Raw genomic sequence first — 12,123 nt, 5'->3', positions numbered from 1 at the left:
ACGGGACCATGGCCCTTTGACGTTGAACCGGCTAAGCGCCGGGCTTCTGTTGGAACACGTCCGGGATCCCGTCGTGGTCCTCGTCGACGGCGTCGCGTTCGGCGATGATGCGGTAGCGTCGGTCGCGCGGACGCAGCCACAGCGCACCGAGGACCGCTGCCAGCACCGAAGCCATGAGAATCGCGACCTTGGCGTGGTCGTAGTGCGGGGATTCAAGGCCGAACGACAGCTCCGAAACCAGCAGCGAGACCGTGAAGCCGATGCCGGCCAGGAACGTGACACCGAGCAGGTCGCCCCACTTGACGTCGGGGTCCAGGTTCGCGTGGACGCTTCTGGTCACCAGCCAGGTGGAGCCCATGATGCCCAGGGGCTTTCCGAAGATGAGGCCGGCAACGATGCCCCAAAGCACCGGGTCGCTCAAGGCCGAGGCGATGCCGCTGGTGCCGCCGATGGCAACACCGGCCGCGAAGAAGGCGAAGACCGGAACGCAGAAGCCGCTGGAGAGCGGGCGGAAACGGTGCTCGAACTTCTCGGCCAGCCCTGGCTTGTCCGGTGCGTCCTTGCGCAGGACCGGGACACAGAAGCCCAGCAGGACACCGGCGATCGTTGCGTGGACGCCGGACCCGAAGACCAACGCCCAGCTGACGATGCCCAGCGGCAGCAGGATCAGCCACGGTGCCCACCGCTGCGAAGCGAAGAACTTGGGCCACTTGTGGGTGAGGAATGCGTAGAAGGCGATCGGCACGATGGCCGCAAGCAGGTACACCGGGCGCAGGTCGTCTGTGAACACGAACGCAATGATGACGATGGCGATCAGGTCGTCGACGACGGCCAGTGTCAGCAGGAAGATCCGCAGCGGGGATGGCAGGTTGGAGCCAATGACGGCCAGTACGGCTACGGCAAAGGCAATATCCGTGGCGGTGGGAATTGCCCAGCCGCGCAGGGTTTCCCCGCCGGTGGAAGCGTTGAGTGCCACGAAGATCAGTGCTGGGACAAGTACGCCGCCGAATGCCGCGGCGACAGGCACCACGGCTCGCTTGAAGTCGCGCAAGTCGCCTGCGACGAACTCCTTCTTCAGCTCGAGCCCTACCAGGAAGAAGAACACCGCCAGCAGGCCGTCGGCTGCCCAGTGGCCCAGCGAAAGGTCGAGGTCGATGCCTGCGACCTCGAAGCCGATGTGGAAGTCGCGCAGTGCGAAGTAGCTTGCGGAGGCGGGAGAGTTTGCCCAGATGATGGCGGCCACGGCACCGAGGATGAGGAGGATGCCGCCGACGGTTTCGCGGCGGAGGATCTCACCGATTCGAAGGTGTTCGGAGTAGCTGCCGCGGCCAAGCACTGTCCCGCTGGCAGGTGTGGGGGGCTTCGATTGAGTCATGGTTTTGCACCAATTCTTTTCGGGTACGTTGAATTATCGCCGACCAGACTTCCCGGCACACCACGTTCCACACTATCGGAAAGGGATGGCCCAACGCACATTTTTCCTCGGCGAACCGCGCGGAGCGACGCGAACGGGCCGCTCCGGTGGCCCGGACGGCGCGGCCTGTTAAGCAACGAACCCGCCCACTCCTGCCGCTTTCCTGCGGTTGGAGAGGACGGGTCCGCTGGGCCGGGCCAGGTTGTCGAACCGGGCCCGGAGGGCGGCGGACTAGCCGCGTTCGATCCAGGAGGAGACGCTGGTGGCCTGCAGGGCCAGCGCCTTGGAGATGAATGGTTCGGCCGCTGCAGCGATCTTGCCGCCAACGAACGGGATCGAGGAGGAGACAGTGGCCTCGAGGCCAAGGGCGGAGCCCTCGGCGCTTGCACGCAGCGATTCGGAACCGGCGACCGAAACCGGCAGGGAACCGACGGTGACCTTCAGGGTCGCATCGCGCGAACCGTCGGCGGCGGGTGCGGACCAGGACTCGACCTGGGTGACCTCGACGGTCTGGCCCACGAACTTGCGGGCGATCTCCGGAGCGCGGTCGGTCGGGAGGGAACGGACGGTGGTCAGGGTGAACGCCGCAGCCACGTCCCCGGTCATGTCGAAGCTCTTCAGTTCGCCACCGACCATGGTGGTCAGGTGCTCGGCGAAAGCGCGGTCGGTCAAGGTGGCGATGACTGCCTCGGGGGCGTGCATCAAATCAGTGGTGGCATTAAGTGCCATGGGGCAAACTCCGTAAATATAGATCGGCCGAAGCAAACGTTCTTGCGCCTCCTAGGGTACCCGTCCCACCTGGGAGGAGCTGTACGCTTGGATATGCGCACCCCGGGATTCACATGGAATTCCGGGTAGTCGTGTTGTGCGCGGAAACCGGTTTCTCGAAAGGTACCTAGTCGATGGCGCTTCATGGTCTGCGCAGTGCGCTGCGAGCCGACACCACTTTTTCCAGGGTGCATTCAAACGCCGCCACCGGCTACGTGACGCGGGCCAACCAGTTGGAGATCTCCGCACCCACGGGCATGCGCCCGGTCATCACGGCGGAAACCGTCGAGGCGCTGCAATCGAAGGTGCCGGGGGCCGTGGTGCTGGCCGTGACTGCCACGGGCCGCGAGGCCGAGGACCTGAGCGCCGGGCTGCGCAGCTACCTGCCCGAAGACGCCATCGCGGAGTTCCCCTCGTGGGAGACGCTTCCGCACGAGCGGCTCTCGCCGCGCTCCGACACCGTAGGACGACGCCTCGCGGTGCTGCGTCGCCTCGAACTCAAGGACCCGGGACTGAAGGTCGTGGTCGCACCGATCCGCGCCGTCATCCAGCCCCTGGTGGCTGGGCTTGGCAAGCTCGAGACCGTCGACCTGCGGGTGGGCGACGAGTACCCGTTTTCCTCGGTGGTCAGGGCGCTGGCGGACGCCGCCTACGCGCGCGTCGACATGGTCACGCACCGCGGCGAATTTGCGGTGCGCGGCGGCATCCTCGATGTCTTCCCGCCGACCTACGCCCACCCGGTGCGCATCGACTTCTTCGGAGACGAGATCGAGGCCATGCGCTACTTCTCGATCGCCGACCAGCGCTCGCTCGACTCCGAGGCGCCAGTGCACATCCAGGCTCCGCCCTGCCGCGAGCTGCTGATCACCCCTTCAGTCATGTCAAAGGCCGCGAAGCTGCAGGCGCACATGCCGGCGGCCCGGGACATGCTGGCCAAGATCGCCGGCGGTGTCGCCGTCGAGGGGATGGAATCCCTGGCGCCGCTGCTTGTGGACGCGATGGTGCCGCTGCTGAGCCAGCTGCCGGCCGAGTCCATAGCCCTGGTCATGGAACCCGAGCGCGTGCGCGCCCGCGCCCACGACCTCGAGGCCACGAACGCGGAGTTCCTCGCCGCGGCCTGGGCCACGGCCTCCGACGGCGGGGCCGCGCCGCTGGACCTCAGCCAGGCGCAGGCCCAGGCGGCCGCCGACGAGCTGGAGGCCGGCAACTTCACTTCGCTGGCCGCGACCCTGCTCGACGCGCAGGCGGCCGAGGTTTCCTGGTGGACGCTGACCTCGCTGGGCACCGACGCGGAACTGCTGCCGGAGGTCGACGCCCTCCGCGTCGACGCCCGGGAGCCCCGCGGCTACCAGGGCGACGTGGCGGAGATGATGCAGTTCATCTCCTCGCGCATCAAGGACAACTGGCGCCTGGTGGTGGCCACCGACGGCCCGGGCCCGGCGCAGCGCTTGGCCGAGCTCTTCCACGACGCGGACATCCCCACGCACCGCATCGACTCGCTGGAGGGGGAGCCGACCGAAGGGCTCATCGAGATCACCACGGCGCAGGCCGGCCGCGGGTTCGTGCTCGACTCGCTGAAGCTGGGCCTGCTCACCGAGGCCGACCTGCTGGGCCGCTCCAGCGCCTACGCCCCGCGCGGGGCCAAGCGCATGGCCGTGAAGCGGCGCAACGCCGTCGATCCGCTCTCCCTGGTGGAGGGCGACTACGTGGTCCACGAGCAGCACGGCATCGCGAGGTTCGTCGAGCTGATCGCCCGCAAGGTCGCCGGGGGCACCGACGCCAAGCGCGAGTACCTGGTGCTCGAGTACGCGCCGTCCAAGCGCGGTGCGCCGGGGGACAAGCTCTTTGTCCCCACCGACCAGCTGGACCAGGTCACCCGCTACGTGGGCGGCGAGGCGCCGAGCCTTTCCAAGATGGGCGGCTCGGACTGGGCCAGCACCAAGTCCAAGGCGCGCAAGGCCGTCAAGGAGATCGCCGGGGACCTGATCCGGCTGTACTCCGCGCGCATGGCAAGCCGCGGGCACTCCTTCGCCAAGGACACCCCGTGGCAGTCGGAGCTGGAGGAGGCCTTCGCCTACGTGGAGACCCCGGACCAGCTGACCACCATCAACGAGGTCAAGGCGGACATGGAGCGGGAGATCCCGATGGACCGTCTGGTCTCCGGCGACGTCGGCTTCGGCAAGACGGAGATCGCCGTGCGCGCGGCGTTCAAGGCCGTGCAGGACTCCAAGCAGGTCGCCGTGCTGGTGCCCACCACGCTGCTGGCCTCCCAGCACCACCAGACCTTCACCGAGCGCTACTCGGGCTTCCCGGTGCGCGTGAAGACGCTTTCGCGCTTCCAGACCGCCAAGGAAACCAAGGACATCATCGAGGGGCTGAAGAGCGGAAACGTCGACGTGGTGATCGGCACCCACCGGCTGCTCTCGGACAGCGTGCAGTTCAGGGACCTGGGGCTGGTGATCGTCGACGAGGAGCAGCGCTTCGGTGTCGAGCACAAGGAGCAGCTCAAGAAGATGCGCACCAACGTGGACGTGCTTTCCATGTCCGCGACCCCGATCCCGCGCACCCTGGAGATGAGCCTGACCGGAATCCGCGAGACCTCCACGCTGGCCACCCCGCCGGAGGAACGCCACCCGGTGCTCACCTACGTGGGACCGCGCACCGACAAGCAGATCTCCGCGGCCATCCGCCGCGAACTGATGCGCGACGGCCAGGTGTTCTTCGTGCACAACCGGGTCTCCTCGATCGACTCGGTCGCCGCCGAACTGCGCCAGCTGGTGCCCGAGGCGCGCGTGGAGGTCGCCCACGGCAAGATGAGCGAGTCCCGCCTGGAGAAGATCATCCAGGACTTCTGGGAGAAGAAGTTCGACGTGCTGGTCTCCACCACCATCATCGAGACGGGCCTCGACATCTCCAACGCGAACACGCTGATCGTGGACCGGGCGGACATCTACGGGCTCTCCCAGCTGCACCAGCTGCGCGGCCGCGTGGGCCGCGGCCGGGAGCGCGCCTACGCCTACTTCCTGTGGAACGCGGAGAAGCCGCTGGGCGAGGTCGCGCTGGAGCGGCTCAAGGCCGTTGCCGCGCACAACGAGCTGGGTTCGGGCTACCAGCTGGCCATGAAGGACCTGGAGATCCGCGGCGCCGGCAACCTGCTGGGCGGGGAGCAGTCCGGGCACATCGCCGGCGTCGGGTTCGACCTGTACCTGCGCCTTGTCGGCGAGGCCGTGGCGGAATACAAGGGCGATGCGGACGAGAAGACCACCGAGATGAAGATCGAGTTGCCGGTCAACGCGCACCTGCCGCACGACTACGTGCCGGGGGAGCGGCTGCGCCTGGAGGCCTACCGCAAGATCGCCGCGGCCACCGACTTCGAGGGGCTTGAGGAGGTCCGTGCCGAGCTGGTGGACCGCTACGGGCAGCCGCCGGCGCCGGTGGTGAACCTGCTGGAGGTCGCGCGCATCCGGATCCGGGCCCGTGCCCTGGGGCTCACCGACGTGGGAATGGTCGGCAACTTCATCAAGTTCGCCCCCGCGGCCATCGGGAACCTGCCCGATTCGCGGCAGCTGCGCCTGGCCCGCATGTACAAGGGCGCCGTGGACAAGCCGGCGCTTGAGTCGATCTTCATCCCGAAGCCGAAGACCTCCGCGGTGGGCGGGCGCGACCTGGTGGACGAGGAGATCCTGGACTGGGTCTCCGGCGTGCTGGGGAACATCTTCGAGGCCGAGCCCCCGAGGGCCTGACACCGACGTCGTGCCCGGGGTCCCTGGCGCTCCGCCGGGCCGCCCGCGGGCACGAAAAATGCCCTTCCCGTCCGGGAAGGGCATTTTTCGTGCGGGGTCCTACTTCTCGCCGTGGTGGATCAGCACCGGGCAGTGTGCGTGTGCGGCCAGCGAGCTGGAGACCGAGCCGAGCAGCAGCCCCTTGAAGCCGCCGCGGCCGCGGGTTCCCAGGACGACCATTGCCGCGTCCTTGGACGCCTCGATGAGCGTGGGGGCCGCCGGGCCCATGACGACGGTGCGCACCAGGTGCTCCGGGACGTCCTCGCCGAAGGCCTCGGCGATGGTCTCGTCCAGGGCCTCGCGGGCGTCGGCCTCGGGGTTCCATTCCGGGGTGTAGTCCTCGAGTGCGATGCGCGGCAGCCACGAGGCGAAGGCCTCCAGGTTGTGGCCGAGTGCCTTGGACAGCGGTGCCGCGTAGCGAAGTGCTTCGATCGACTGCGGGGATCCGTCGATTCCGACGATGACCTTGGTGCGTGGGGCGTTTTCCATGTGCGGCTCTCATTTCTGCAAGCTGGGCTCTTGTGCGGACCTTTGGGGGTCCGTTGTGCACCATCATACCCGTTCCCACATGGCTTTTTCTACGTGGCGTAGAAAAGTTTGGGAGATGCTGCGCCGCGGCGCCGTCCCGCGCCCCTGGTGCATTTCGGGGATGCTTGCCGGGCACGAAAAAAGCCAGGACGCACGGACCGGGACCCGCCGTGACGGCGGGAACCGGGGAACGTGCGCCCTGGCTGTAGAGCTGGTTTAGCGCTCCGAGGCGGTCTTGGCCGGGGAGCGGTCCGACATGCCCAGGATGTGCTGCGGGATGGCCCAGGCGAGGACCGTCAGTGCGAGGCACGAGAGGCCCGGGATCCAGGCGTTGTCCAGCGAGAAGAACGACAGTGCGTAGATCGCGCCGCAGAACATTGCCAGGAACACCAGGGTTGCGATGAAGTTGCCGACGAAGCGTCCCTGGCCCGAGTGAGCCACATTCTTGCCGTTCGAGTACACAGCGATTCTCCTTGAGTGTGTTTTCAGTGCCCGCGGGCGTACGTCCTAGTACCCCTCGGTGCCTTGTTCACCCTCTACAATAGCAACTCCGGAGCTGGATCCGAGCCGCGTGGCACCGGCGGCGATCATGGCCCGCGCGGTTTCCAGCGAGCGCACCCCGCCGGAGGCCTTGACACCCAGGTCCGGGCCCACTGTGGCACGCATCAGGGCGACGTCTTCGAGGGTTGCCCCGCCGCCGGCAAACCCGGTGGAGGTCTTCACGAAATCCGCCCCCGCGGCCACCGAGGCGCGGCAGGCAAGCACCTTCTCGTCGTCGGTGAGCAGCGCGGTCTCGATGATGACCTTCAGGATGGCGCCGCCCTCGTGCACGGCGTCGGCGATGGCTGCGATGTCCGCAACAAGTGCCGCCTCGTCCCCGGCCTTGGCCGCGGCGATGTCGATGACCATGTCGATCTCGTTGGCGCCGTCGGCGATGGCGCCGCGTGCCTCGAAGACCTTCGAGGCGGTGGTGGTGGCGCCGAACGGGAAGCCGATCACCGAGCAGGTCAGCACGCCGGAGCCGGCCAGGGCCGCTGTCACGGTGGAGACCCAGATCGGGTTCACGCAGACCGACTTGAAGCTGTACTTGGCGGCCTCGGCGCAGATGCGCTCGATGTCGGTGCGGGAGGCGTCGGCGGCAAGGATGGTGTGGTCGATGTAGGAGGCGATGTTCGCCGTGTTCGTCTCGGTGCTCATGAAGGGGGACAACTCCTGTGGTTGTGGGGTGGGGGTTCGGGTTGGTGCGTCGTCGCCGGTGCGGGCCTGCGGCCGGCTAGGCGCGCAGCAGGTGCAGCAGCTCGGACTTGATGGCATCCAGCCGCCGGGTGCCGGCGGCCCGGAGTCCGGGCAGGTCCCCGGCGGAGGCGGCGGGGGCGATGATTTCCAGGTAGCACTTGAGCTTGGGCTCGGTGCCCGAGGGCCGGACGATGACCCGGGTACCGGCCTCGGTGAGGAAGAGCAGGCCGTCGGTCGGCGGCAGGTGTGCGCCGAGGCCCAGGTCCTCGAATTCGGTGACGGCTTCCCCGGCGAGAGACTGCGGCGGGGCGGCGCGCAGCGCGTCCATCATGGTGCCCAGCAGGGCGAGGTCCTTGACGCGGACCGAGAGCTGGTCGGTCTGGTGCAGCCCGTGTTGCAGCGCCAGCTCGTCGAGCACCTGCGGGAAGCCGGAGCCCGCGGCCTTGAGCTCGGCGGCGTATTCGGCCAGCAGCAGCGCGGCCGACACGCCGTCCTTGTCGCGCACCAGCTCCGGGGCCACGCAGTAGCCCAGGGCCTCCTCGTAGCCGAAGGCCAGGTGCGGGGCGCGCGAGATCCACTTGAATCCGGTCAGGGTCTGTTCGTGCTTCAGCCCGCGGGCCGTCGCGATGGAGGCAAGCATGCGGGAGGAAACGATCGAGTTGGCGAGCACCGCATCCGGGGCGAGCGTCGGGGCCAGGCGCGCGCCGAGCAGCCATCCGACCTCGTCGCCGCGCAGCATGCGCCACCCGGTGTCCGGGAAGCGGACCGCCGCGGCGCAGCGGTCGGCGTCGGGGTCGTTGGCGATCACCAGGTCGGCGCCGGTTTCGCGGGCGAGCTCCACGGCCAGGTCGATGGCGCCGGGTTCCTCCGGGTTGGGGAAGGCGACGGTGGGGAACTCCGGGTCCGGGTGTTCCTGCTCGGGAACGATCGAGACCTGCGTGAACCCCGAGGACGCGAAGCCCTGGGACATGGTGTGCCCGCCGACGCCGTGCATCGGCGTCAGTACGATCCGCAGGTCGGCGCGCGCGGCATCGAGCTCCGCCGTCGCGGGCCCGCCCGGGGCGGTGAGCAGCGCGGTGACCTCTGCCAGGTAGGCGGCCTCGATGTCCCCGTCCTCGCCACGGCCCGGCAGCACGTCCCAGCCGGAGTCGGCCAGGGCGATGGCGGCGATCGGCTCGTCGTGGTCGATCTGCGCGGCGATCTGCGCGTCGGCGGGCGTGACGATCTGCGCGCCGCGGCCCCAGCCGGGCTCCACGCGACCGCCCAGGTACACCTTGTACCCGTTGTCCGCCGGAGGGTTGTGGCTGGCGGTGACCATGATGCCGGCCTCGGCGTCCAGCTCGCGCACGGCCCAGGCCAGCACCGGGGTGGGCAGTGGCAGCGGCATCAGCGAGACCTTCACGCCGGCTTCCGTGAGGATCGCCGCGGATTCGCGGGCGAAGACATCGGAGTTGTGCCGTGCATCGAACCCGACGACTGCGCTGGGGACGTAGCCCCCGGCGGCGCGCCCGAGCAGGAAGCGGGCGAGGCCCGCTGCGGTGCGGCGCACCACCATGGAGTTCATCCGGTTCGGCCCCGCACCGAGTTCGGCGCGCAGGCCCGCGGTGCCGAATGCGAGGTTGCCGGCAAACCTGTCCTCGAGTTCCTCCAGCGCCTCGGGTTCGCCGGAGCGCACGCGCCAGCACAGGCCGCGCAACTGCGCCTGCGTTTGCGCGTCGGGGTCCTGGTCCGCCCAGGCCGCTGCGCGATCCAGCAACTCGGTGTGGTGGAGGGTTTGGCTCATGGGCGGGTCCTTAGGTCGGGCGGGGAGGTGGAGGGGGAAGAGCATGGGGGCCCGGTGCGCCGGTGCGCGCCGGACCCCGCGGCTGCTAGAGCTTGGCGACGATGTCGGCCAGCAGCGCGGAGATGCGCGGGCCGGCCGCGGCACCGGCCTCGATGACTTCCTCGTGGCTCAGCGCGGTCTCGGAGATGCCTGCGGCCAGGTTCGTGACCAGCGAAATGCCGAAGACCTCCATGCCGGCGTGGCGGGCCGCGATGGCCTCCAGCGCGGTGGACATGCCCACCAGATCGGCGCCGATGACCTTGGCGTACTGCACCTCGGCCGGGGTCTCGTAGTGCGGGCCGGTGAACTGCGCGTACACGCCTTCCTCCAGCGACGGGTCGACCTCGCGGGCCAGCCCGCGGATGCGGGAGGAGTAGAGGTCGGTCAGGTCGACGAAGGTCGCGCCCTCGAGCGGGGAGGTGGCGGTGAGGTTGAGGTGGTCGGAGATCAGCACCGGGGTGCCCGGGGCCCAGGCGGGGTTCAGCCCGCCGCAGCCGTTGGTCAGCACCAGCGTCTTGGCGCCGGCGGCGGCGGCGGTGCGCACGCCGTGGACCACGGAGCGCACGCCCTTGCCCTCGTAGAAGTGGGTGCGTGCGCCGAGCACCAGCACGCGCTTGTTGTCGCGGGTCAGCACGGAGGAGATGGTGCCGACGTGGCCGGGGACGGCCGCGGCGTGGAAGCCGGGCAGGTCCGTGGCGGGGATGCGGTGGGTGGTTTCGCCGATCAGGTTCGCGGCCTCGCCCCACCCGGAGCCGAGCACCAGGGCGATGTCGTGCGAGGGGACGCCTGTCACGTCGGCGATTTTGGCGGCGGCGGCTGAGGCCAGGGCAAAGGGGTCGGTTGCGTTATCGATCACGAGGTTAAACTTACCGGCGGATACCGTACTTGTCAGCCGTGCGGGGCCAGCTTCGGGTGTGACCTACGGCAAGCGCGTAACGGCGGGTTCACCGGGACTTCCGCGGTGGCCATCGGGGACGGCTCGGAGGCGGTTGTGCACTTGGTGCCGCAGTAGGGGAGAATAGGTGATCGTGAGTGCACAACACGATTTCAATTCCCACAGGCTCGTCATCCTCGGCGGTGGCCCCGGCGGCTACGAGGCGGCCATGGTTGGCGCTCAGCTGGGCGCGCAGGTCACCATCATCGAACGCGCCGGCATGGGCGGCTCCGCCGTCCTGACCGACGTCGTCCCGTCCAAGACCCTGATCGCCACGGCCGACGCCATGCGCCGCGTGGTCCGCGCACGCGAGTTCGGCATCAAGCTCGGCGACGACACTGCCGCGGCGGAGGCCGACCTCTCCGTGGTCAACTCCCGCCTGCTGGGCCTGGCGCGGGACCAGTCCTCGGACATCCACGTCGGCCTCGAGCGGGTCGGGGTGCGCGTGGTCATCGGCGAGGGCAAGATGCTCGACGCCCGCAACATCCAGGTCACCCGCGCCGACGGCAGCGTCGAGAAGATCGAGGCGGATGCGGTGCTGGTCTCCGTGGGCGCCCACCCGCGCGAGCTGCCCACCGCCAAGCCCGATGGCGAGCGCATCTTCAACTGGACCCAGGTCTACAACCTGAAGGAAATCCCGGAGCACCTGATCGTCATCGGTTCCGGTGTCACGGGCGCCGAGTTCGCCTCGGCCTACAACCTGCTGGGCACCAAGGTCACCCTGGTCTCCTCCCGCGACCGCGTGCTCCCGGGCGAGGACGCCGACGCGGCCGAGGTGCTCGAAGAGGCCTTCAAGCGCAACGGCGTCAACGTGGTGGCCCAGGCGCGCGCGGAGGCCGTGGTGCGCGACGGCGACGTCGTCCGCGTGACCCTCGGCGACGGCCAGGTCATCGAGGGAAGCCACTGCCTGGTGGCGGTAGGCTCGATCCCGAACACCGCGGGCATCGGCCTGGAGGAAGCGGGCGTGCAGCTCACCGAGTCCGGCCACATCAAGGTCGACGGCGTCTCGCGCACCACCGCGACGAACGTCTACGCCGCGGGCGACTGCACCGGCGTGTTCGCGCTCGCCTCGGTCGCCGCCATGCAGGGCCGCATCGCCATGGCCCACCTGCTGGGCGACTCCGTGAAGCCGCTGAAGCTCAACGAGGTCTCCTCCAACATCTTCACCTCCCCGGAGATCGCGACGGTCGGCGTGACCGAGCGGATGGTCGCCGAGGGCAAGTACCAGGCCGACATCATCAAGCTCGACCTCGCCACCAATGCGCGCGCCAAGATGATGAACATCGACCAGGGCTTCGTGAAGATCATTTCGCGACGCGGCTCGGGAACCGTCATCGGCGGCGTCGTGGTTGCACCGCGCGCATCGGAGCTGATCTTCTCGATCGCGCTGGCCGTGCACAACAAGCTGCACGTCGACGACGTGGCCGAGACGTTCACGGTCTACCCGTCGCTCTCCGGATCGCTGTCCGAGGCCGCACGCCGGCTCCACGTCCACCTCTAGGGGGGACATCGCCCGGCCCCGGCCCGACGGCCGCCGGACGGCCCCGGCCCCGAAGCCCCAGGCGGGGGGGGGGGCCCCCCCCCCCCCCGGGGGGGGGGGGGCCCCCCGCGGGGGGGGGGGGGGGGGGCCGCCCCCCCC

9 protein-coding genes are annotated in these 12,123 nt (G+C 69.1%); 2 read left to right on the top strand and 7 right to left on the bottom strand.

The annotated features are described in order from the left end of the window. Window positions 1-31: 31 nt before the first annotated feature. Window positions 32-1,375: a Na+/H+ antiporter NhaA gene (nhaA, locus tag ACSYDW_RS09050; protein WP_438338401.1), complete on the bottom strand. Its 1,344-nt coding sequence runs from the start codon at window positions 1,373-1,375 to the stop codon at window positions 32-34. 270 nt (window positions 1,376-1,645) lie between these two features. Next, a complete protein-coding gene (locus ACSYDW_RS09045) occupies window positions 1,646-2,143 on the bottom strand; it encodes a DUF2505 domain-containing protein (RefSeq protein ID WP_438338400.1) in 498 nt (165 codons plus the stop codon). A gap of 173 nt (window positions 2,144-2,316) precedes the next feature. Between ACSYDW_RS09045 and mfd the strand changes: the two genes are divergently transcribed. Next, entirely contained in the window at window positions 2,317-5,925 is a 3,609-nt protein-coding gene (gene mfd, locus ACSYDW_RS09040; RefSeq protein ID WP_438338399.1) for a transcription-repair coupling factor, read from the top strand. 99 nt (window positions 5,926-6,024) lie between these two features. Here mfd and ACSYDW_RS09035 read toward each other — a convergent pair whose 3' ends face one another. The 5 genes from ACSYDW_RS09035 to ACSYDW_RS09015 form a co-directional block, all read right to left on the bottom strand. Beyond that, window positions 6,025-6,453, bottom strand: a complete 429-nt coding sequence (locus ACSYDW_RS09035) for a universal stress protein (protein ID WP_438338398.1) — start codon at window positions 6,451-6,453, stop codon at window positions 6,025-6,027. A 255-nt stretch (window positions 6,454-6,708) separates the two neighbouring features. After that, entirely contained in the window at window positions 6,709-6,954 is a 246-nt protein-coding gene (locus ACSYDW_RS09030) for a hypothetical protein (protein WP_438338397.1), read from the bottom strand. 45 nt (window positions 6,955-6,999) lie between these two features. Then, entirely contained in the window at window positions 7,000-7,689 is a 690-nt protein-coding gene (deoC, locus tag ACSYDW_RS09025) for a deoxyribose-phosphate aldolase (RefSeq protein ID WP_438338396.1), read from the bottom strand. A gap of 76 nt (window positions 7,690-7,765) precedes the next feature. After that, the gene (locus tag ACSYDW_RS09020; RefSeq protein ID WP_438338395.1) at window positions 7,766-9,511 is read right to left on the bottom strand and encodes a phospho-sugar mutase; all 1,746 of its coding nucleotides are present in this window, start codon (window positions 9,509-9,511) and stop codon (window positions 7,766-7,768) included. A gap of 85 nt (window positions 9,512-9,596) precedes the next feature. Beyond that, window positions 9,597-10,406 carry a purine-nucleoside phosphorylase gene (locus tag ACSYDW_RS09015; protein WP_438338394.1) on the bottom strand — a complete coding sequence of 270 codons (810 nt, stop codon included), beginning with the start codon at window positions 10,404-10,406 and terminating at the stop codon, window positions 9,597-9,599. 172 nt (window positions 10,407-10,578) lie between these two features. On the opposite strand from ACSYDW_RS09015, the gene ACSYDW_RS09010 reads away from it, so the two are divergent. After that, entirely contained in the window at window positions 10,579-11,985 is a 1,407-nt protein-coding gene (locus tag ACSYDW_RS09010) for an NAD(P)H-quinone dehydrogenase (RefSeq protein WP_438338393.1), read from the top strand. The last annotated feature ends 138 nt before the right edge of the window (window positions 11,986-12,123 follow it).

This window comes from Paeniglutamicibacter selenitireducens (assembly GCF_051550675.1).
GTDB lineage: Bacteria > Actinomycetota > Actinomycetes > Actinomycetales > Micrococcaceae > Paeniglutamicibacter.
This window is presented reverse-complemented; position numbering and strand designations above follow the sequence as displayed.